Below are 21,744 nucleotides of genomic sequence, written 5' to 3' on the forward strand. Positions count from 1 at the left end.
CCCAGGATGAGCAACATCTTGGCGGACTGCGCGCAGATGTACTCCGTAGTTAAGCATCCAAACGACGCGAACAATCGTCGCCGCGCGCGGTAAGGAACGGCCGTCCCTTGCGATCGTTGAAGGGCCATTAGAACTCCAGGAGATAGTCATGGACTGGAACCGAATCGAGGGCAATTGGAAGCAGTTCAGGGGTGCTGCTAAGGAGAAATGGGGCAAGCTTACTGACAACGACCTCAACACGATCGAGGGTCACCGCGAACAGCTGGAGGGCAAGCTGCAACACCGCTACGGCATGGCCAAGGACCAGATCCGTAAGGACATCGATGATTGGCTCAAGTCGCTACACTAGCGGCTACCTCCGCAAAGGCCGCGGCTCAACGCCGCGGCTTCCACTGCAATTGAGCTCCAGAATAAAAGTGGAGCCATAACGTTAGCGTCGTCTGTCGAACTAAGTGACCGGACGAGACCGGTTATCTCTAGCTGAATCCGGAGCCGCTCGTCGTTGTTCATCTTGTTCGAACTCACCATCCATTCTAGTAGCGGCGCCCCCCATCGCGACGTGTGCCGCCTACGTCATGCGGCGGCCGCTCAAAGCAGGGTAGCAGCTGCAATTGAAAAGGCCACGATGATCGAGCTGCGGCGCGTACGGAGCAATAGCCGTTTTGGAATCCGCAATGATGCCATCGACCCGCCGCTCAGACTCTTGCTGCGATAGCCCGGTTCTTCCTAAGACACCACTATGACTTGAGGCTCGGATGTCCATTGAAAGACTTTTTCTATATCCGGCGGTCTCAATGGCCGCCGGATTCGTTTCGCAAGAAGGACCCTGCTCGGCTGGCGTAGAGGGGGATGGATTGGGAGGTCACAGGGCGGAGTTTCGCGTCATGAACCTCATGCGAAACAAGCCGCCGACTATGAGTTTCACCTTGGTGTACTCACCGGTCCAAATTGAGTCCGGTCAACGGGCCTGTTAGGACTCTTGTTGTGCCAGCAAACTAGAAGGGGCATTCCATCGTGGAGGATGGCCAAACAGCGGTTGTCGCAATCTAACGGACCACACGCGCCGCCGGCGGCGAAGCAGCTCAGTGAGGCTTGCCAGTTGGTGGCATCGACCCTTCAATTTGTCCGACTCCAGAGCGCAGTCCACTCGCGTTGGCAAAGTGGATATCCGCGCCGGATGCCGGTGGCGGCGAACTATCGCTGATTGTTCGAGCCAGCCACCGGTTGTGCATCGCCCAAATCGCTGCCTGTGTGCGATTACTGACTCGGATCTTGCAAAGTGTGGTTCTGACGTAGGTCTTCACGGTGCCCTCGGTGACCTGAAACTTTCGTGCTATGGATTTGTTGGACTCGCCTTCGACCAGACAGCGCAGAATCGCTTTCTCCCGTGGTGAAAGCTGCGGTATGATATCGTTCTGTGGCGTGGCGAGCGCCTCGTTGTTGGCGTCGCTTGGGCCAACATTGTCCCTGAGCGCGCCTTTTGGAGCGAAAACAGATCGCAGAAATGCCGTCGGGAGGACTACTTCCCCCATCATCACCAGTTCTATTGACTTGATGAACAGGTCAGATGGCATGGCGCCGACGAAATAGCTGGAGGCTGTCCGAAATGCTGCAGCCATTTCTTCTTGCCGATAACGATCGGCAACAACCGCAATTTGCCTACCCGGGCTGCCGTGCCTTAGAAGGTCGATTTGCTCCGCCACCACGGCGAAATCGTCGCAAGTATGGACAATGAGAAACAGCAGCTGGCGTGATTGCAGTTTGCTACTGAGAAAGTCTTCGGCCCGAGATACAGAGGCTGCAATGCGAAAATTCGCCGAACGTAGAATTCTGGCAACTTCTTCTTTGAGTAAGCTTCCGTTTCCAACGAGCACGATTCTGAGCGAATTTCTCCGTCCCATGTTGCCCTCCAATCTGGACACAATTAGAAGGTCGATGAGGCGCGCTTAAGCTCGACTGTCCCGCCTGTGGATGGTTGATGATCCTCACCAAGGACGATTGGTGTTTTTGGACTTGGGCCAGTGGAGACGCCCCTCCCAAAAAAAAGCCTATGGTTGCAATAATGCCGTCATGAATTATCGGGAAAATTTAGCATAAATTAGAAGACTTCTCCATTCTCCTTTTAGCGTTATGCATTTTGGGTTAGCGGAGCCAAAACCCTGTAGGTTCCGTTCGGCTAAGTTCCAGCCAGGTTCCATTCGGCTAGGCTCCGTTCGGCCAGGACCGCATCTCTCACTTGCGCCTCTGCCACTTAGAACGACAATCGCGGTCTGCAGTGTGAATATCGAGCCAAATGGACTAGTTTCGAAGATAGGTCCCCCACCTTCTGACCCTGCAAATCACGGGTTGCTGCGCGATGAGATCTGCCACATGGCGGTAATGCCGGGCGAAACGCTGACACAACTGATGCGAAACTCGTGATCGAAGCTGTTCACGTGATAGGCGGGAAGCTGTAGAAGATCGTCGCCGCGACGCTGCAGGCTCGCGAGCGCACGATAAGGCACTGAAATGCCGGAGACGAAGACTCGAAAAAGATGATGGCGGCGCTGCGCGTCGACCTCGAATTCTTTGCCGGCGGCGGCGTCTCCAAAGCTGGATGGCTGGCACGTCGTGATCAGAAGGAACCGTGGACTCTCTCTCTCTCTCTCTCTCTCTCTCTGAGGGCGCATTTGTCGCTCTCTGAGGGCGCATTTGTCGCCACCACCACGTGGAGGACGGCAACCAGTTCACGACGCACCCTGTGCTCTGATTCGGCAGCCGTCACCGGTTCGTTCGGAAGGCGAGCGCGCCCTATGCGCTCGGCAAGAAGGCCGGCCAGGAGATCCCCGCCGATGGAGTCGATCTATGACGCTGCGATCTTCTGCTTGATTACTCCGTCGCCGTAGCAATCTCTGCGGTCTCGTCGCGGCGGCGCGGCACAAGGCCGAATAAGCTCGCACGGCCGATCCGAGCGATCGAACGCTCAGCTGTGGAGGATAGAAGCACCTGGACCTTTCCCGGTCCTTCATAAGTTCGGTGCCAGATAGCCGGTCGGGTTCTTCAATTGCCAACGCCAATGGTCGGCACACATTTGCATCAAAGACCGCGTCGATTTCCAACCCAATACTTCTTTCGCAAGCGTCGGATCGGCATAGCAGACTGCAACATCACCGGCCCTGCGTTCACCGATCACGTACGGAATTGACCTGGCGCTCACGGCCTCGAATGTCCGAACCACCTCCAAGACGCTGCTGCCCGCTCCCGTTCCGAGATTGACCGTAAGCAGGGCGGGCTGCTCCAGGTGGCGCAAGGCACTTAGATGACCGGATGCAAGATCGACGACATGAATGAAGTCACGGATTCCGGTACCATCCGGCGTGTCATAGTCGTTGCCCCAAATCGTGAGCTTGTCGCGTCGTCCAACTGCCACCTGTGCCACAGCCGGCAACAGATTGTTCGGAACGCCGAGGGGATCTTCTCCAACGAGCCCGCTTTCATGCGCGCCAACTGGATTGAAGTAGCGCAGAATGCCAATGCGCCACTTGTCGTCGGACTGATACAGACCCTTCAGCATTTCTTCGATGAAAAGCTTTGTGTGACCGTACGGATTTGTTGGTCCAAGAGGATGCTTCTCGTCGACTGGCAGGTACGTTGGTATCCCGTAAACAGTAGCCGACGAACTAAAGACGAGCGTCTTGACCTTCGCCTTCGTCATGGCCGACACAAGCCGCATCGTTCCCAGAACATTGTTCTCGTAATATGTCATGGGCTGAACGTTGGATTCGCCTACGGCCTTCAGCCCTGCAAGATGAACAACCGCGGTCACTCCGCAACAACGAAGTATGTCGTAGATCGCCGCAGCATCCCGGATATCCGCGTGCCGAAAGTCGAGCGACCGCCCGCAGATGGATTGTACCCGTTCGAGTGACACTTCATTGCTGTTGGAGAGATTATCGACTGCAACGACATCGAACCCGGCATCCAGCAACGCGATGCACACATGGGATCCGATATAGCCGGCCCCGCCCGTCAACATGATCATCGGCGACACCTTCCCTATTGGCTCAACCCGCCCAGGCGTCAGCGCGATTCAGAGGGGTTAGTCGTCCCTGTGCGTGCCTCTCGCCCGAGCCAGCGCAAGTCCCGAAAGTTCATCCCCTCTGGTGTGTCCCATGGTCCGCCAACCGATCTCGTAGTGCAGTTTCCGGTCGCTTAGTATAGTTTCGTGTTCTCAAATATCTCTGCAACCAAGTGCCTAGTTCCCCGGATCGGTAAGTCTCCGCGGTAGTAATAGACAGCAGGCTGAACGCGCTGGCGGGTGGAGCACCGCAAGAGCGACTGCAAGCTTTACCGCTTCCGCCCCCACAACGGCTGATTTTGCACGACAAAATCAAGCTCCGCAAGCATTGAAGCTTGAGCGCCATTTCGCAGCGCGCGAGCGAGGCCGAATGGCGGGAGTGGAGAAGCTGGCGCTTTTCCCCGCCCAAGCCGGACGGCTTTGTTTGTTCGGCGCGGCGTTCTAACGTCACGTTTACACCGCGCCAGTAGCCCGAGTCGGCTATGACGCCCTGCACCCCCAAAGACGCCGGCTCTACCGCTCCCGCAGGGATTCCTGCTTGTATTTCGCCAGAGGTGAGAGCAGGTAGCTAATGATCCTGCGCGCGCCGGTCTTGATCTCGACCGTCACCGCCATGCCGGGACTGAGCTTGACGAGCTTGTCCTCGATCTGCATGTGCGTCCGGTCGAACGAAATGCGCGCGGCATATTCCAGCTCCTGGCCTTTCGGCTCGCTGCTACCTTGCGCCGAGCCCACCGCCCGGTCATTCGAGCCGCCCTGTGGCCGATCGCGCGTGATGGCGTCCGACGACACGCTGAGCACATCGCCATGGAGAAGCCCGTAGCGCGTGAAGTTAAACGTGTCGACCTTGATCTCCACTTTCTGGCCCGGTTGCACGAATCCGATATCGCGGTTTGAGAGCATGGCCTCGATCTCGAGCTGGCTCTCGCTCGGCACCACCACGGCCAGCGCCTGGGCTGGCGTCACCACGCCTCCCACCGTGTGAACGGCAAGCTGCTGCACGACGCCATCGACAGGTGCAGTCAACTGCTGGAGTTTCGTGCGCTTCTCGGCCTTAATCACTTCCTGCTGAACGCTCGCTGCCTTCTGCTCGGCTTTCGCGAGTGCATCATAGGTCGCGCGCCGATACTCTGCGGCGGTCTTGTCCTTCGTCTCCTTCAGAAGTGCGATACCCGCATCGGCTTCGTGCAGCCGGCTCTGCTGCAGGACGAGATCCTGCTGGAGGCCAACCAGCTCCTGATATTCGGAGAGATAGACGACCTTCGATGCCAGTGCCTTGTCGACGAGATTCTTGCGAATGTCGACGCGCTCCTGCAGCACCGGTATCGTCGTCTGCAGCTTCGCGACGCTCGCCAACGTGGTCGCCCGTTCCGCTTCCTTCTGGCCTTGTTGGCGCTCGATCTCGGCGAGCTTGGCATTCTGTTCGGCACGCTGGCTGATCAAAAACTGACGATGCATCTCGATCTCCGCGGCGCCCGCGCTCTGCGGCGGCCGGAATGCGGCAAGCGGATCCTCCGCGAGCGCCGCGCGTAGGCGCGCGACGTCGAGTTCGGCCGCAGCGAGATCGGCTCTTTGGCGTTCCTGGTCGGCCTCCGTCATCGTCGGGTCGAGCTCAATCAGGACATCGCCGGCCTTGACGCTCTGTCCGTCGCGAACGTGGATGGCACGGACAACGCCGGTCTCGAACGGCTGGATCAGCTTGGTGCGTCCGCTCGGCACGATCTTGCCTGTTGCGGTCGCAACGATATCGACGGTGCCGAATGCCGCCCACACCAATGCGATGCAGAACATCGCGATGATACTCGCCGCGATCGCGCGTCCGACCGGCGACGGCGGCGATTCCGTGATCTCGAGCGCCGCCGGCAAGAAGGCAATTTCCTGCTCGCGGCGGCGAACCTCGGTTCGCGGAAATGCGATGATGTTTCGGCTAGCGGATGTCATGGATCCCGGCCTGTAGATAATGAAGGTTTGCGTAACGCCCGTTCGAACGGATCAGCTCATCATGGCTGCCGTCCTCGACGATGCGGCCATGCTCGAGCGTGATGATCCGGTTCGCATTGCGCACGGTCGAGAGCCGATGCGCGATGACAAACACGGTCCGGCCGGCGGCAATTCGCCTCATGTTCTGCTGGATGGCGCGCTCGCTTTCGTAATCGAGCGCACTGGTTGCCTCGTCGAGGATGAGGATGCGCGGGTCGGTAATGAGTGCGCGCGCGATCGCAACGCGCTGGCGTTGCCCGCCGGACAGGCTGCTGCCCCGTTCGCCGACGATGGTGTCGTAGCCCTCGGGAAGCTCTAGGATGAAGTCATGAGCGCCGGCGAGCGTGGCTGCCTCAATCACGCGCTCCATCGGCATGGCCGGATCGGCGAGCGCGATGTTCTCGCGTATGGAGCGGTTGAACAGCACGTTCTCCTGCAGGACGACGCCGATCTGACGTCGAAGCCAGGCCAGATCGACCATCGCGAGGTCCACGCCGTCGACCAGCACGCGGCCGCTTTCCGGCACATAGAGACGCTGGATCAGCTTGGTGATTGTGCTCTTTCCCGAGCCGGAGGAGCCTACGACGCCAACGACCTGACCGGGCTCGACGTTGAACGAGATGTCGTGCAGCACCTCGGGACCGTCGACGCGGTAGCGGAAGGTCGCGTGCTCGAACGTCACCTGCCCGCGGATAGGCGGCAGCGCGGCGCGACCTGGATTGAAGTTCGGCTCGGGAATGGTGTTGAGAATGTCACCGAGGCGATCGATCGATAAACGGGCCTGATGGAAATCCTGCCAGAGCTGCGCGAGGCGCAGCACCGGTGTGCTCACGTGCGAGGCAAGCATGTTGAACGCGACGAGCTCGCCGACGGACAGATCACCGCCGATCACCAACCTGGCGCCGAAGTAAAGCGTCGTGGCGACGACCAGCTTGTTGATCATCTGGACCGCCTGGCTCGCTGTGTTGTTCAGGCTGAGCACGCGGAAGCTCGCGCCCACATAGGCGGCGAGCTGTTCCTCCCAGCGGAGCTGCATCTGCGGCTCGACCGCCATTGCCTTCAACGTCTCGACGCCCGTGACGCTCTCGACCAGGAAGGCCTGATTCTCGGAGCCGCGATTGAACTTCTCATCGAGGCGTCGGCGAAACAGCGGGGCAGCTCCCGCAGAGATGCCGATGTAGAACGGGAACGACGCCATGACGATCACCGTCAACGTCGTCGAGTAATAGAACATCACCGCAAGGAAGACGAAGGTGAACAGGAGATCGACCACGAGCGTGAGCGCCGAGCTTGTCAGGAACTGACGGATATTCTCCAGCTCACGCACGCGTGCGACCGAATCGCCAACCCGGCGGGTCTGAAAATAGGCGATCGGCAAGGCCATCAAATGACGGAAGAGCCGCGCGCCGAGCTCGACGTCGATGCGGTTCGTCGTGTGCGCGAACAGATAGACACGCAGCGTGCCCAGAACGGTTTCGAACACGGTCAGCACGACCAGGCCTATGACCAGCACGTCGAGCGTGCTCATGCTTCGATGTACGAGCACCTTGTCGATGACGACCTGGAAGAACAGCGGTGAGATGAGGGCAAAGACCTGGAGAAAGAAGGACGCGACCAGCACCTCGCCGAGGAGGCGGCGATATTTGTGGACCGCACCGACGAACCAGCCGAGATCAAAGCGCCGGGCGAGATCGGTCAGGGACGCGCGCCGGGCCATCAGGATGACGTCGCCGTCCCAGATGGCTTCCAATTCGGCCTGCGTCATTGTTTCAGGCCGGGGAGACATCGGGCGCTGAACCAGGAGACCGTCATCGATCACCTTGCCAAGGATCAGGTATCCCCCGTCACGTAGCACCGCGATCCCGGGCAGCGGAGTCACCGCGAGCCGATTCCAGCTCGTCTTCTGTATCCGTGCCTTGACCCCGAACTCCTTTGCGCAGCGCAGAATCTCGGCAACGCCGACCCTCGCCGTACCCATCCGATGCCGAATCTGATCCGGGTCGGCCGCGATGCCGTGGCAGCGCAGCAGGATAGTCACCGCGATGAGGCCCGATTCGTCGCCGCTCCCGGACTCCCCGCTCGCCGCCCGGAATTGATCGTTCGTTGAGGCGGCCACACTATCGCTTCGATCGGCCGTAGGCGCGCGCATCAGCGTATCGCGGGCGCGTATCAAGACATCCCGTGTGCGCATCAAGGGATCGCGCGCGCGCGTCAGGATATCCCGGGTACGCATCAAGGGACGCCGGGCGCGCGTCGCGGCATCGACGGCGCGGCGCGCCAGTTCACGCACGCCGCCGCTCATGCCGGCAAGGGAGTGGAGCACCCGTTCCGCGAGGTTCCGTGATCCGGGCAGGATCAGACGGCCGTCCCAGACTTCCTCGAATTCCGCGCGCGTCATGACCTTCGGACGCGACGCGGCTGGATGCAGCACGAGGGCCGCCTGACCGTCGATCTTGCCGAGAAGCAGGAATCCACCATCACGGAGCGAAGCGATTCCCGGCAGTTGGAAATCCGCAAGTCGCTTCCAGCGCGTCGTGCGCGAGCGGACCTCGACCCCGAGCTCGCGCGCACAGCGAAGCATAGCGCGGATGCCGATCTCACGGCTGCCGCAGTGATCGCGGAGCTGCTCGGGCTCGGCGTTCACGCCATGAAGGCGCAGGAACAGAGCCAGGGCTCGAAGCCCTTGATCTGCGGCGTGGGCATTTCCGTTCTGCATCGCCATTTCTTACTCAACCCTCCGCGGCTACTCGGCCGCGTTTGATGTTCCTTCTCATGCATTTCCAAAACTCGCGGTGCCGCACCCGGAGGTCGGGTGCCTGGCTGCGGAAGCGGATCCGTGCTGAGGCCTGGCCGGACGGGGCCTGACAGATGGCGCCATTCGAACGGATCGACCCGGCCGGTGCTACCGGCCAGCGCACGTGTGGACACTCCACGACCTTCTTGGCAGGTGGAGTTGAAGACGGGGAATTCCACTGCCGCGCATCGCGAAGGCGCGCGACATACCGCATGCTCGCAGCCTAGACCACGAGCAGATTTCAAAGCATTGCAGCCTCGAACCGCGAGGGGATTTCAAAGCAGTGGGATTTTGGAAGCTTGCCCCCCAACTGCTGGCCGGTTGGTTAATGAGCAAAAATGGCGAAAAAACTTTCAGAATGTGATTTATACACACGTATGCAGGAGCCACGTATGTTGCGCCGACACATGCCCAATTCGCCGGAAGACACACGATCGATTTTTCTGTCAGATTGCGTCGGTGTCGGCGTTGCGGAAAGTTCGCGACCGAGTGAGCCAGCCGAGACGAACGCGTGTAAGTGACAATCGAACCCTTCGCGGCTATGGCCGCGTTCGATGTTGCTTCTCATGCATTGCTGACGGTCCAAGGCTGATGGTGCCGCACCTAGGCGCCAAGCGACTAGGTGCGGCAGTGAATCAATGTTGAGGTCTGGTCAGGAACGACGAGCCCTGTGCCCAGGTGTTGGCATTCGACACGGGTGCCATGATCTGACCGGGGTCGACCCGACCGGTGTTACCCGCCAGATGCTGGTTCAGCAGTGCAAAGCTCTGGCTTGCCAGCGACGATGCAGTCGAGCCGCTCGCATGCGAGCTATCTGCCGCTGTGATCGGCGACGCAGAGGTCGCAACGCCTCTGTTGGCGACCAGATCCCTGATCTCGCTAAACAGAGCAGACCCCTGGCTCGTGCGCGTCGTGGTGGTCCCACCGCTCGCGACCGAGCCGCGATGCTGGCTCTGCCATCCAACGCCATGGTCTGACTCACCTGTATCCGTGCCGGTCGACGACGAAGGATTTGTCACAGTCTGGTTCGTGGTGGTCCGCACTTGAGGATCCGTCACGGTGATAGTCTGCGGCGTCGATGACGCCACGTCGCCGGTGATCGGGTCCTTTGCGGTTGCGGTCAGCGTGAGGTTTGCGACCGGCTGACCGCCGCCCTTGTACGACGATGTCAGCGTCAGTCCGCCGTCGACCTGCGCGGAGGTCAAGGTGATGTTGCTGCCCCTGAATTTGGTGCCATCGCTGGTGGTAATCGTCTCGTATCTCGGCAGCCCCTTGATGTTCAGGGTGACCTGATCATTGGGGTCAGTCGTTGTCACCGTTGTCCCGAGGTCGACCTGGCCGCCTCTCCCGGCCACCCAGAGAGAGTTATCCGCGACCGAGAGGACCGGCGTAGTCACGGACGGGGTCGACGGAGTTGACGGCGTCGTTGGGGTGGTCGGCGTCGTTGGAGTGGTCGGGGTCGTTGGCGTGGTCGATGCGGTCGAGATCTGAAGACCGGAGAACGTTTTCACCGCGCCGGAGAGGTTAGCTGCGAGACCGCCGGAATCCTTGATGCTCGCGCCGTTCGGGAGATTGACCCCAGTGATGGCGAGCGCCGAAGTATCGGTGTCGGTCGACGCGACGGTCGTCTTGAAGGTGAGCGCGTTCGTCCCGTTGCCGCTCACATAGGTGGCTTTAGCGCCATCATTGAGCGACAGCGTAGGCGTACCGGTGACGGTCACGGCCTCGCTGAAGCCGAGCTTCATTGTGACGGTATCGCCGACATGTTCGACTCCCGTCCCCGGTGAAGCGGAGGCCTGGGTCACTGTCGGCGCGACGTTGACGGGGTCGGTTGGAGTCGTTGGGGTAGTCGGCGCAGTCGGGGTAGTCGGGGTTGGCGAGCCCCCGCTCACCGCTTGGAGCATTGGAAGGACCGAATTCAAGTCCAGACGGAGGGAATTCATGGTCGCCGCATCATAGGCGTTGCCCTGGGCGCGAATGGCGGTCTGGTCGACTCCATTGTCGATGACGTAGGCGCCGTATTGCTGGAGGGCGCGGAACACCTCCTGGCCGAGCTGCGAAAGGCCGGAGGGCATCGGCGTTCCGGGCGGAATGGCCAGAAGCTGGCCTTCCTGCACGGTGCCGTTGGGATTGACGCCGTCGCCGGCAATTGCGGGGCCGGTGTAGCCTGGCTTCAAGAGCGAGCTGTCGAGGGCGATCTGCAGGGCATGATTGATCGTGCCCGTGTCCGTCTGCGCCTGGACAAGAAGCCCGCCGAGCTCGCTCGCGCCGGCGGCAACGATGCCTGCGCCTTGCGAGTTGGCGCCCCAACCGGTGTCCGTGACCACGTTCGCCTTACCATACGACTGGGCGGTCGCGGTCGTGTTGCTCGTGCGGTCGAATTGCCAGAAATTGTAGGCGGTGTCGCCGTCGATGACTACGAATGCAGCGTCGGTGCCGGTCCCGCCGGTCGCCCCGGCCGGCATATGGACGCTGACGGTCCCGCCGGGCCATCCCCAGCTTTCGGGAACAGATACCTGCACAACCGGATCCGACGACGAGGCGACGTAGACTGGCGGCGTTGAGCCTACGTCGTAGTTCCATCCGGTCGAGCCGGGCCAGTTGATCCGCGTATATGTTGCTCCTGTCGGGACCTGCTGATTCCAAAGCGAGTCCGACGAAAACGGAGCAGAAGACAAATCGAACGACATGCTATCCTTTCCTTGTGGTTTGGCGCATCAAGAGCCTGGTAACGTACCGAGACGCTCGACCTCTTGAGCGGTTGGCGCCGCGCTACCTGCGTTTTACCTCTCAGTTTGTTCGAACTTTGGTCCGAATGGGACGGACAGACAGCCGAACAACGGCTTTTCCTACGAATGAACCGGAGTCGGCGCCGCCGCTCGACATGCCTGGAATTGCGCGTAGAATCGTCGGTCGCGTCTGCGATACCCCTGCAGATTGCGGTTTGAACTCCTTCGATTGACTCGCAGCAAAGCTTGCCTTCGGCGGCGATCGCCCGATGCCTCCTTACGGATCCTGACCGATCCGATGTCGGCCACCGATATTCGGAAAGCGACGCATGATCTTGAGCTTGCAAAAACGAAGTCGCCAATTCGAAAGATTTCTCCGAGCCTTTATGGTTAGCCCCGTGGAGGCCGCCCGGGACACAACGAAGCCGCTTGCGCGGCAGCTAAGCGGTAGCGCCGCTTGGCTGGTGTCTGAGAGGATTGAGGGTTCTCGAGGCGCGAAACCTTTTGACAGGAGGTTCTCCGATGGTTGAGATCAGCCCTCTTCGCCGCCGCATGATCGAGAATATGACGGTCCGCAATCTGTCGCCGGCGACACAGCGATCGGACGTCAACGCGGTATCGAAGTTCAGCCGGTATTTTGGCCGCTCCCCCCTGATCGTTTGGGCCTGGAAGACTAGGCGGTGCGATCCGTTGATGGCGCGCGGCACTGGTGAGCGGGCCGGAAGATACCTGCCCCAGGCAAAGGCTGCCTGGACCGCATGGTTCATTCATCGAGCGTGTCTAGGAACGCTGCTGGCCGCTTCGAGCCTGATCGCCGGGCATGCAGGCACTGTCAAGAGCGAGCCATACACCTGGACAAACGTGAAGTGGGGTGGCGGTGGGTACGTCACCGGGATTGTCGCGCATCCGTCCGCCCCCAACTTGCTCTACATCCGCACCGATGTCGGTGGATGCTATCGGTGGGATGCTGCCAACCAGCAGTGGATTCCTTTGCTCGATTGGCTCCCACTCTCGCAGGAGAATCTATTCGGCGGAGAAAGTATCGCTATCGATCCATCGAACCCCAACAACGTCTACTTCGCTGCCGGGATGTTCAATTCGTGGCCCGGCGGACCGTGGGATGTGCTTAAGTCTACGGATCAAGGCAAGACATGGGAGCGCACTAATCTGAACGTCGTAATGAACGGCAACGATTTCCCCGGCGCGCTCAACGGGGAGCGCTTGATTGTAGATCCGAACGACGGCAACGTCCTTTACTTTGGTTCACGCAACGACGGTTTGTGGAAGAGCACCAACGCCGCAGCAAGTTGGCAGCGGGTCGAGAGTCTTCCAAAAGGCACGGCGGGAATCGGGATCACCTTCGTGGCCATCGATCGCACGACAGGCAGGGCGGGATCGCCTTCTTCAACAATCTATGCCGCTGTACGTGGCCAGGGAGTCTACCGAAGCACGGACGCAGGGCTCTCGTGGGCGGTCATGGCCGGCAGCCCAGTTGACCCTCACCGTGAAGCCATCGCCTCTGATGGAACCCTCTACGTGACCCACGATGGCGGCGTCGCGAAATTTTCCGGGGGCGCCTGGACCAACATCTCGCCGTCTCAGCAGAGGCGCAACTTTTCGGCCATCAGCGTTGACCCGACCAATCCAAACGTAGTGGTGGTGATGGAGAGCAACTACGGCTGGTACCGCTCCACGAATGGCGGCACCGGTTGGACCTTTTGGAACGTGAGCGCCACTTCTTCGGTCCCGTGGCTGCCCAACAGCGAGTTCGCGGATGGGCCGTCGGCGATGGTAGTTGATCCCAGCGATCCGAAGCGGGTCTGGTTCACGGACACCGGTGGGGTGTGGCGCACTGACGATATCACCGCGAAGCGCCAGATTTGGCAGAGCCACGTAAATGGGCTGGAAGAGATGGTCGTCTTCGACGTCAAGTCCCCGCCCCGGGGCGCTCCACTGCTCTCAGCTGTGGCTGACCATATAGGGTTCCGAAACGCCTCTCTCACCACGCCACCGCCCAACGAGATGGGATATACGCCCTTCGGATCCTCCACCGGAATCGATTTCGAGGAGGCGGATCCAAACTTCGTCGTGCGGGTGGGACATTCTCATGCTGGAAACACCTCGCCGGCTGGTGGCTACTCCATCGACAATGCGCAGACCTTCACGGCCTTTTCATCCTACCCAAATAGAGACTTCGACGGCCGGGTGGCGGTTTCGGCCACGTCACGGCGGATCGTGTGGCTGCCGAAAGGAAGCGTTCCCTACTACTCGACGGACCTGGGCGCCTCGTGGACGAAGTCGATTGGAACGCCATCGGGCGCCGTCGAAGGAGCGCACCACTGGACCAAGAACAAGCCGCTGGCCGCGGACCGCATAGATGGGAGCAAGTTCTACCTGTACGATTACCACAGCGGGCATTTCTACGGCTCGACCGATGGTGCGGCGACATTCGAGAGCATCTCGACTATTCCGTCTTTGGGCTGGCGACAGCAAGTTGTAGAGGCCGCCCCAGGAATGAAAGGGGAGGTTTGGATGAGCAACGGTGCCTCGGGCCTTTATCGTTCGTCGGACGCAGGTAAGACTTTCGCCAAGGTTGCTAACGTCCAGAACGCCTTCATGTTCAGTTTCGGAGCGCCCCCGAACGGGTCGAAAGTCCCGACCGTCTTTCTCTACGGCACAGTAGAAAACACGAAGGGAATATTTCGATCCGACGACATGGGCATCAGTTGGATTCTGATCAATGACGCCCAGCACCAGATGAGCGATTTCGTGAACGGAGCGGGGGCCATGGCGGGCGACCGGCAGGTCTGGGGCCGCGTGTACATCGGGACCGACGGACGGGGCGTCTTCTACGGTGTACCGTCTGATGCAGTCCCAAGCCCGCGGGCGCAGTGACTGATTTTGTCAGCTCATTTAAGCCTTGGGCTGCCACACCGCTTAGCGAGCCATTTAAGGCGTCCAGCCTGTTCATAACACGTCGCGTTCGCCGTATCAGACGGACGTGCGGAGCCATTGCTCCAGCATGAGGACACTAAATAGTATCTTGTGGTGGTCGGCCCGGCCTGCCGCGTGGTCAACCAGCATGGATTGCACAGCAGCCTGCTCCAGGAACTGGTAGACCTGTGACTGCGGATCGGCCAGGTATTGTCGGATCCGTCCGTCGAGAGATTGGCGGAACCACCCATCGACAACATTCATCGCGAATGCGCGCTTCTTGCGATGGATTATTTCCGACGACAACAGCCGCTTGCTCACTTCGCGATGAAGCCACTTGCGAACGCCGTGACGCACCTTGAAGGACGCGCCCAATTGCTGCACGTACTCGACCACTTCGCGATCGAGATAGGGCACGCGAACCTCGAGGGCGTGCGCCATGGACAGCTTGTCGCCATACATGAGCAACTCATCCGGCAGCGACGAGCGCAGCTCGAGTAACTGAAAGGCGTTCAGGTCGTCCAGGTTTTTGAAGGACGGCCGGTATTCCTCCCAGCAGCGGGCCGCCACGGTGGTTTCCCCGTCAGCGATCAGCTCGGGGCGAAAAAGCCTCTGCATCGCGTTGTCCGAAACGAGGGAGAATACCTGCTGGAAACGACGAAGGCGGTCGGGCTCGTGCAGCGAGTAAAGGCCACGCTTGATCGTATCGTTCCGCGGGAGGGCGCGCGCGAGTGCGGCACCGGGTGCCCGCAACCAGCCGGGCAGCGCGCGCCAGGCGGCGCCATAGTGCACGCCGAGGTGTCGGGTGTATCCGCCGAACAGCTCATCCGGCCCCTGGCCGATAAGCGCTACCTTCACGTTTTCACGAGCCTGCTGGCAGACGAAGTACATGGGCACGATCGACGGCGAGGCTACCGGTTCCTCGAGGAGGTCCACGATGCGGGGCAGGACGTCTTCAAACTTTTCCCGGGTGAGGTGAATCGCGTTGTGCTTGGCCCCGTAGGTCCGGGCTGTTTTGGCGGCATCCTCGAGCTCATCATCGGCGAACGATGATCCATACCCGACGCTGAACGTGTGCCAGTCGCGGCCATAGAAGCTCATCAGAGCGAGCAACAGGCCCGAGTCCAGGCCGCCGCTGAGCAGCAGTCCGAGCGGAACGTCGCTGATGAGATGCCGTTTCATCGCCGCCTGGTAGAGCTCGACCAATCTTTCCGTCGCCTCCTCCGGGCGGGGCTGCGGCGCGAATGGCTCCGGGGCGAACTGGTAGTAGCGCAAGACGTGCACCTGGCCGTTTTCGACGACGAGTTTTTCACCCGCGGCGAGCTTCTGGACACCCTTGAACATCGTGCGCGGGGCCGGCGTGTAGCGATAGCGCAGAAAAAGAGCGACGGCTTCGGGATCAACGCCCGGAGGTTCGTCGAGAGCAACGCAGACCGGCCGGATCTCCGAACCAAAAGCGAGCGATCCGTTGCGGATTGCGTAGTAGACCGGCTTGATGCCCATTGGATCGCGCGCCAGCAGCAGCCGGCGCTTTTTCACGTCCCAGATGGCAAGGCCGAACATGCCGTTGAAGCGGTTCAGCACGGCGTCACCCCACTGCTTGTAGCCGTGCACGATCACCTCGGTGTCGCAGTTGGAACGAAACACGTGGCCGTGCCCCTGCAATTCCTGCCGGAGCTGCTGATAGTTGTAGATCTCTCCGTTGAAGACCACCCATACCGCCTGGGCTTGGTCGGACATTGGTTGGTGGCCAGCGGGTGACAGGTCGATGATCGCCAGCCGGCGGAAACCGAGGCCGAGATTCCCGTCAAAATGCTGGCCGGCGTCGTCGGGGCCGCGGTGGATAATCGTGCCCATCATCGCTTCGATGGTGGAAGCGCTGACGAGCGCACCGCTGCTGAAGTTAAACTGCCCGCAGACGCCGCACATGGTGGAGCCCTTTCAAGTGGAGTTCGAAGCGTCTTGCTCGTCGCGCAGCCGCAGGCAGAGCGCGCGGAACACCTCCGCCTGGCCCCACCGGTGCGCCCTACGTGGATTGCGCTGGGCGCCATTTTCGTAGGGGAACTTGTGGGCAACTGAAAGCTTCACCGGATGGATACGCGAAGCTCTTCGTTAATACCTTTCATATGGAGAGTTTTCCAAATTGTTTTCTTCAACGTGGCGCCGGCGTGACCATCGGCGGTGAAGCGTTCGTCGTCGACGGCGTGCCGTTCATCAACGATCGTCATACGAGCGCCCCGCGCCAACCACTCGCTCCTGTAGCTTCACGAAAGAACCTGCTCGTACACAGATTGAATTCGCCTTGCGACCCTTGCGAGCGAAAGTTCATCGACCGCGGCATAACCGCCGGACAGACGCTTTCCACGGACCAGTACCTTCTCTACAGCTTCCGCGATAAAGATCGGCTCGTCAGATACGATGTAACATCCTTCAAACTCTTTAATTCGCTCGGCCACATCGCCAACATCGACGGAAACTATCGGTAGATTGCAGGCAAGAGCTTCTTTGACAATGTTCGGAGAACCCTCGTGAGCGGACGTAAGGAGCAAACAATCGACGGCGTTCAGGAATCGCGCTACTTCTTGTTGAGGTCTCCTATCAAGCGTGACCAGTCGGGCAGATGGATTGGATTTTCGAATCAACTCAAAAGCCGCTTCGGCGAGTGGGTATCTCTTATAACCCCCCGCTGAGGGCCTCCCTGCAAAAAGGACGTGCTGCTCGTCTTCTTTTAGACCCACTTCGCGCTTAGCGACCGTTCTGGGATAGAAGATATCAAGATCCACCCCATTGGAAATGATGGACGTTGTTTTGGCGCGAAGATATTTTGCAAGTCCGGCACTCTTCGCAATATTGTGAGCCGTCGCGTACGACAATAGACGGGAGAATAGCCCGTGCAACACTCGATTAGAGAATCGATATTCTCCCCACTTGTTGCAATCTCCATATACATCGTTACCCATAAAAGACACAACGAGTGGCTGGATAGTAGCGAATCTGGCAGTCCAGCCTGAATACATATAATGCGCATGAACAATATCGTAATGCCTCAAACGCAGGGCCTTCCGTACTTCAGCAATACCCTTCGTATATTTGCCAATGCCAGTGCCATTGAGCAGGCAAACATCAACATCAATCCCAAGCTTCACCAGCGACTCCACCTGAGTGTAGATGAAAACGCCCGCAGACGGATTCTGTTCAGTAGGGTATGCGCCCGTAACATGCAGCACCATCATCGCAGCTTGCTCCTTGTGTCTCCTGGAAGGAGAGCGCCTGATAATTCGCGATAAACCTCGATGAACTTTTCCTTTCTTGCCAAAGCGAAATTTTGGAAGCTCCGGTGCATCACCGCGACGATCAGAATACGGACGTCACATAGCGCCGGCTCGCTTTCGAACTGCGGATAGAATTGCGAACATCAGCTCCTGCTTGCGCATGGTGCTGGCATTTTCGACCCCATTGTCTTCGGCGAGCGCAACGAGTTTGGCCTTCAGTCTTGCTTTTACACCTCTTGCTGATTTCAGTAGTGCCGGACCTGGATCGTCCCAACGCCAGTAGGCGTTGTGAATCCGATGATGTGGTGGATAGAAACAGCTGGTGCCGAGGATTCGGGCCGAGATAAAATCCGTAAATTCGTCGCGCCAGACATGGGTTGGGTCAAGATTGAGTGGTGGACAAGGCTGACCGGCGGCGTCGCAATAAGCGACATGACAGAGATTGATGCCGCAGAGTGCGGAGATCTCCACCTGTCCATCGGTCCGCCCGACAGTTGGCTCGACAAACCGGAAGCCGCGGTCACGCTGATCGCGCTTGTATTCCATGCTGGCGAAGCCGTTCGTAAACCCGATTGATCGGAAGAAGCGTATCGTCAGATCTTCCAACTCCTCGGCGACTTCCGGCGCCGCCCAGCAACTAGCGGTCAGGCCGATCTGCGGCGGCCAAGAACGGCCTTTGCGGCCCGTAAAGGCAACCGAGGAACGCGGGCCGATGTAGCAAAGGCAAAAGTAGATGGAGTCATTCGACCCCTCGATCCACTCCTGAACAATCACCTCCCCCACCTTGTCCAGCACTCGCTCGCAGAGCGACCGCGCATCGGCTTCGCACTCGATGCGATAGGCCTTCTCAAAGGAGCCGTCATACGCTTGGGAACGGCCGTTCGGCTTCACGCATAGTGGAGGCCGAAGATAATGGAGGCCCTTCAAGTCAATCTGGTTGCGCAGCAAAAGGGTCTTGGGCACCGGAAACCCACCCCGCTCGGCCAGCCGGAAAAACCGTTGCTTCAGAGTCAAATCGACCACCAGTTCGTGGGGTGGAAGTCGGAAACCGAATAAGGGAGCTACATGGTTCCGGTACTGCGACACTGTCAAAAGCGGGCGGTCATCGGTAAATATTATGACACCGCCATGAGGCATTCCTTTTCCTAGTCGAAGCAGTTCTTCCACAAAATCTTCGCCGTGAAAGGTCGAAACTGTAAATGTTCGCGCATATCGCGATCCCATTGTCCCATCGTTTGCGTCAATGACTACTACCGAGCGAAGTCCTGCCCGGGCCAAGCTGCGTACGACGGATAGGCCGTTTATTCCTCCTCCCAAGACTATAGCTGCTGGTGCGCCATCGGCTGCTACAGCGCTTTGCCGCGGATTTATTGCCTGATTGGGCATGACGCCTCAGTCCTATCGCGAAGACCGATCTCCCTTGACTGCTTCCGGACGGGCGTCCACTGGCATCCCCGTGCTGAAGATGTCGACCGCAGGTCTTCGCCTAAGCGCCACACTCGCCAGATGTCTCGATATCCTGCGAGATGCGAAATCGGCGCCAAACACGAAACGCATTACGGGTCCAAACGTTGTGGTCGATGCATGTCCCACAAAGTACAATCCAGGGACGGACGATTCGAAATTCACTGACAGCCGCGGAGTTTTCCCGACAAGATGCAGTCGCTCCAAAACTGCAGAACTTAGAAACGCAAGACGATGCACATCGGCTCTATAGCCCGTCGCCGCGATTACGTGATCTGCCTCCACCATCTGGGAGCTGCCGTCCATCGAGATCAATTGCAATTGCACACTATGCCCGGATACTCTCGCCTCCCGCAACGAGCGCCCGAGATGTAAAGGGACAGATGCTACGCGATACTTCATCGGCCACCCTCCGGACGCTGAGGGGAATTTTTCCGCTATCCCAAGTCGATAGGACTCGGGGAAGTAGCGAAACAGCCAAGGTAAGTCCGCGAACAGCCAGTGTTTCCAACCCGGACCGATTCCGGATACCGGCCGCCATTGACCTGGGTGCAAGCCCAAGCGGCCCCATGGGCCACTGAAGATGATGGTTGGCTTGCGGTAGATAAGTTGAACGTTTCCCACTGCCTCGTTCAAGAGTACCGCTATATCTATTGCGGATGCTCCGCCTCCGAGTACCGCGACGCGCTGCCCCTGGAATCTCTGAAATTCGTGAACATCGGAGGAATGCGAGAGCTTATCGCTCGGCAGATGAGAGAGCGACTCGGGGATATGGCGAAAATAGGTTAGGCCTGTTGCGATCACCACTTTGTGCGCCCTGAAACACAGTCCGCTCTTCATGCGAAGATCGAATCCTTCTGAAATTGGAATCAGGGAAACGAGCTCCTCGTGTTCTACATTCGGCACGAAGCGCTGTTGAAACGCCACCCCGTAAGCCGAGAATGTTTCCAACGGAACTGGACGATCCAAATCGTCATAAGGATTGCCCTCTTCGATGCAGAACTGCCTCAGCGTAAAGGCCTGCTCGGGATCAGAAAGGTTTGATGCGAACCCAGCGGATTTGAGCAGCATGCCTTTCGGCATGTTGTTTTTCCAACTAGCCATCGGACTTCCGATGACACGGCAATCAACGCCGAGTTTGCGCAAGTGTGCTGCAACCGACAATCCAAAGGGGCCAGCACCGACAATGGCCACATCGCATGATCTAGTCAAAGTCACACCTCTCGTGGGTTCTCGCCTGCCAAACGGCCCGATCCGCCTTCCGAACCTTCAAGAGCTCGCGTCTACGCACGGAATACGGAGGACAGCTCCTTCTTGGTCAGCCGCAGCCTAAGATTCGTAGCAATGGTCCTTAGCACTGACTTGGCATGCCTGAAGTTGGCCTCGAGGCGGCGCTCTGGACCGTCTCTACCTATCGCGATCCACTTCATAGCATGCGCCGCATTAGCTAGATGGGGCTTGTGCCCGGCGGAGCCCGCCAGAAAATCGTAGCCGCGCTCCCCGCGCACGATGCTGTCCTCAATAGACAGCACATGGCTGACTAGCCCGGGCTTGAGCCGGCCATCGCGCTCATAAAGAAAGCCGCTTTGGTAATTAAGAACACGGTCGTCATGCACAAAATTGTACAAGACCCCGATCGTCTGGTCCCCTACCAACGTCCGTGAGATGCGGACGGCCCCTATGGGGACTCCGAGCGCAATCAGTTCCTCGTGAAACTGACGGAAGTCCGGATTGGCAAGAGGCCCCCTGCATCCCCATCGCGCCTCATGAAACGCCTGCAGCAAATCGAACGCGGCGAGAGCTTCCGAGGTCGTTTCCATAATCCGGAACTCAATGGGCCCGCGTTCCGCATATAACCGCATGGCACGGTTCACGGCCTGGCGCGTATTGCGGCCCAACGTCGCGCGGTAATGTCCGCCTCTCTGGCGGACCTTGGCGAAATCAATCCACCATACCGTATCTGTCTGCTTCACCTCCGTAACGAGCCCAACTCGGCTTGCGGTGCGACTCGCGGCCATCTCAAAGTCGAGGTCGATTCCAGAGAGCACCAGTTGGTCCGAGTGCCGCAAGCGGTGCGTCAAGGCCTCGAGGCATGCGTCTATAGTGGCATCGGCTAGAGATCGATCTGCAAGAATATCATTGTACTCGATGTACAAGCTGTCGAAACGAGTATCTCCGGTTTCGTTCAATAGCCAACGCGCCCCCGCATGCGGCCCGAGACTCCACGCTCGCCGCCGGCAAATAATCGCCAAACCAACGATCTTGCCTGACGCCCGAGCGACGAGAACGTGCGGTTGCGCGGCCTTCGGGAGATGCCGTAGCCAAGTGCCGATCCAGAGCCAAGACAAGTAGAATGAGTGGGGCGCCCGCGCTTCGAGCTCCTTCCACGAGGCCTCAAGTCTCTCAAGGTTCCGCAAGGTCTCCACGCTGACGTCGATGAGCATCATGACCCCCATCGAAGAAAAACTTCATATCGCGAGCACACTTGTAAAGACGAAATACTTGACTATCCGC

At 59.3% G+C, this 21,744-nt stretch carries 14 protein-coding genes and 2 pseudogenes; 3 read left to right on the forward strand and 13 right to left on the reverse strand.

The genetic code is table 11. The features are described from left to right. Positions 1 to 148 precede the first annotated feature (148 nt). The gene (locus MTX21_RS20665) at positions 149 to 349 is read left to right on the forward strand and encodes a CsbD family protein (protein ID WP_280966549.1); all 201 of its coding nucleotides are present in this window, start codon (positions 149 to 151) and stop codon (positions 347 to 349) included. Between the two features lie 733 nt (positions 350 to 1,082). Here the strand turns inward: MTX21_RS20665 and MTX21_RS20670 are convergent. From MTX21_RS20670 to MTX21_RS20700, 7 genes and pseudogenes are all read right to left on the reverse strand, one after another. Next, positions 1,083 to 1,901 carry a response regulator transcription factor gene (locus MTX21_RS20670; protein WP_280966550.1) on the reverse strand — a complete coding sequence of 273 codons (819 nt, stop codon included), beginning with the start codon at positions 1,899 to 1,901 and terminating at the stop codon, positions 1,083 to 1,085. Between the two features lie 438 nt (positions 1,902 to 2,339). After that, complete coding sequence (locus tag MTX21_RS20675) at positions 2,340 to 2,669, reverse strand: hypothetical protein (RefSeq protein ID WP_280966551.1); 330 nt, start codon at positions 2,667 to 2,669, stop codon at positions 2,340 to 2,342. Positions 2,670 to 3,004: 335 nt separating this feature from the next. Then, positions 3,005 to 4,021: a UDP-glucose 4-epimerase GalE gene (galE, locus tag MTX21_RS20680; protein WP_280966552.1), complete on the reverse strand. Its 1,017-nt coding sequence runs from the start codon at positions 4,019 to 4,021 to the stop codon at positions 3,005 to 3,007. Between the two features lie 549 nt (positions 4,022 to 4,570). After that, positions 4,571 to 5,998, reverse strand: coding sequence for an HlyD family type I secretion periplasmic adaptor subunit (locus MTX21_RS20685; protein ID WP_280966553.1), 1,428 nt, complete (start codon positions 5,996 to 5,998; stop codon positions 4,571 to 4,573). After that, on the reverse strand, positions 5,985 to 8,153 hold the full coding sequence (locus MTX21_RS20690; RefSeq protein WP_280971122.1) for a type I secretion system permease/ATPase: 2,169 nt from the start codon (positions 8,151 to 8,153) through the stop codon (positions 5,985 to 5,987). The genes MTX21_RS20685 and MTX21_RS20690 overlap by 14 nt, the downstream gene beginning before the upstream one ends. A gap of 243 nt (positions 8,154 to 8,396) precedes the next feature. Beyond that, positions 8,397 to 8,759: pseudogene (locus MTX21_RS20695) on the reverse strand (cysteine peptidase family C39 domain-containing protein); the annotation flags it as partial. Positions 8,760 to 9,466: 707 nt separating this feature from the next. Next, entirely contained in the window at positions 9,467 to 11,521 is a 2,055-nt protein-coding gene (locus tag MTX21_RS20700; protein ID WP_280966554.1) for a hypothetical protein, read from the reverse strand. Between the two features lie 561 nt (positions 11,522 to 12,082). Between MTX21_RS20700 and MTX21_RS20705 the strand changes: the two are divergent. Continuing rightward, positions 12,083 to 12,234 (forward strand): annotated as a pseudogene (locus MTX21_RS20705) (integrase); the annotation flags it as partial. 19 nt (positions 12,235 to 12,253) lie between these two features. Beyond that, on the forward strand, positions 12,254 to 14,455 hold the full coding sequence (locus tag MTX21_RS20710) for a sialidase family protein (protein WP_280966555.1): 2,202 nt from the start codon (positions 12,254 to 12,256) through the stop codon (positions 14,453 to 14,455). A 96-nt stretch (positions 14,456 to 14,551) separates the two neighbouring features. Here MTX21_RS20710 and asnB read toward each other — a convergent pair whose 3' ends face one another. From asnB to MTX21_RS20740, 6 genes are all read right to left on the reverse strand, one after another. Continuing rightward, a complete protein-coding gene (gene asnB, locus MTX21_RS20715; protein WP_280966556.1) occupies positions 14,552 to 16,423 on the reverse strand; it encodes an asparagine synthase (glutamine-hydrolyzing) in 1,872 nt (623 codons plus the stop codon). Between the two features lie 155 nt (positions 16,424 to 16,578). Further along, the gene (locus tag MTX21_RS20720; protein ID WP_280966557.1) at positions 16,579 to 16,722 is read right to left on the reverse strand and encodes a hypothetical protein; all 144 of its coding nucleotides are present in this window, start codon (positions 16,720 to 16,722) and stop codon (positions 16,579 to 16,581) included. Positions 16,723 to 16,758: 36 nt separating this feature from the next. After that, complete coding sequence (locus MTX21_RS20725) at positions 16,759 to 17,727, reverse strand: glycosyltransferase (RefSeq protein WP_280966558.1); 969 nt, start codon at positions 17,725 to 17,727, stop codon at positions 16,759 to 16,761. 135 nt (positions 17,728 to 17,862) lie between these two features. After that, entirely contained in the window at positions 17,863 to 18,060 is a 198-nt protein-coding gene (locus MTX21_RS20730) for a Rho termination factor N-terminal domain-containing protein (RefSeq protein WP_280971411.1), read from the reverse strand. A 1,104-nt stretch (positions 18,061 to 19,164) separates the two neighbouring features. Further along, the gene (locus MTX21_RS20735; protein WP_348637450.1) at positions 19,165 to 20,448 is read right to left on the reverse strand and encodes an NAD(P)/FAD-dependent oxidoreductase; all 1,284 of its coding nucleotides are present in this window, start codon (positions 20,446 to 20,448) and stop codon (positions 19,165 to 19,167) included. Between the two features lie 65 nt (positions 20,449 to 20,513). Continuing rightward, positions 20,514 to 21,677 (reverse strand): GNAT family N-acetyltransferase, encoded by a 1,164-nt coding sequence (locus MTX21_RS20740; protein WP_280966560.1) that lies wholly within the window; start codon positions 21,675 to 21,677, stop codon positions 20,514 to 20,516. Between the last annotated feature and the right edge of the window lie 67 nt (positions 21,678 to 21,744).

The organism is Bradyrhizobium sp. ISRA430 (assembly GCF_029909975.1).
In the GTDB taxonomy this organism is placed as follows: domain Bacteria; phylum Pseudomonadota; class Alphaproteobacteria; order Rhizobiales; family Xanthobacteraceae; genus Bradyrhizobium.

What these genes read in the sequence shown, in the direction of transcription:
- MTX21_RS20665 (WP_280966549.1), top strand. Translation starts at nt 149, where the DNA reads ATGGACTGGAACCGAATCGAGGGCAATTGGAAGCAGTTCAGGGGTGCT.
- MTX21_RS20670 (WP_280966550.1), bottom strand. Translation starts at nt 1,901, where the DNA reads ATGGGACGGAGAAATTCGCTCAGAATCGTGCTCGTTGGAAACGGAAGC.
- MTX21_RS20675 (WP_280966551.1), bottom strand. Translation starts at nt 2,669, where the DNA reads ATGCGCCCTCAGAGAGAGAGAGAGAGAGAGAGAGAGAGTCCACGGTTC.
- galE (WP_280966552.1), bottom strand. Translation starts at nt 4,021, where the DNA reads ATGATCATGTTGACGGGCGGGGCCGGCTATATCGGATCCCATGTGTGC.
- MTX21_RS20685 (WP_280966553.1), bottom strand. Translation starts at nt 5,998, where the DNA reads ATGACATCCGCTAGCCGAAACATCATCGCATTTCCGCGAACCGAGGTT.
- MTX21_RS20700 (WP_280966554.1), bottom strand. Translation starts at nt 11,521, where the DNA reads ATGTCGTTCGATTTGTCTTCTGCTCCGTTTTCGTCGGACTCGCTTTGG.
- MTX21_RS20710 (WP_280966555.1), top strand. Translation starts at nt 12,254, where the DNA reads ATGGCGCGCGGCACTGGTGAGCGGGCCGGAAGATACCTGCCCCAGGCA.
- asnB (WP_280966556.1), bottom strand. Translation starts at nt 16,423, where the DNA reads ATGTGCGGCGTCTGCGGGCAGTTTAACTTCAGCAGCGGTGCGCTCGTC.
- MTX21_RS20720 (WP_280966557.1), bottom strand. Translation starts at nt 16,722, where the DNA reads ATGACGATCGTTGATGAACGGCACGCCGTCGACGACGAACGCTTCACC.
- MTX21_RS20725 (WP_280966558.1), bottom strand. Translation starts at nt 17,727, where the DNA reads ATGATGGTGCTGCATGTTACGGGCGCATACCCTACTGAACAGAATCCG.
- MTX21_RS20740 (WP_280966560.1), bottom strand. Translation starts at nt 21,677, where the DNA reads ATGATGCTCATCGACGTCAGCGTGGAGACCTTGCGGAACCTTGAGAGA.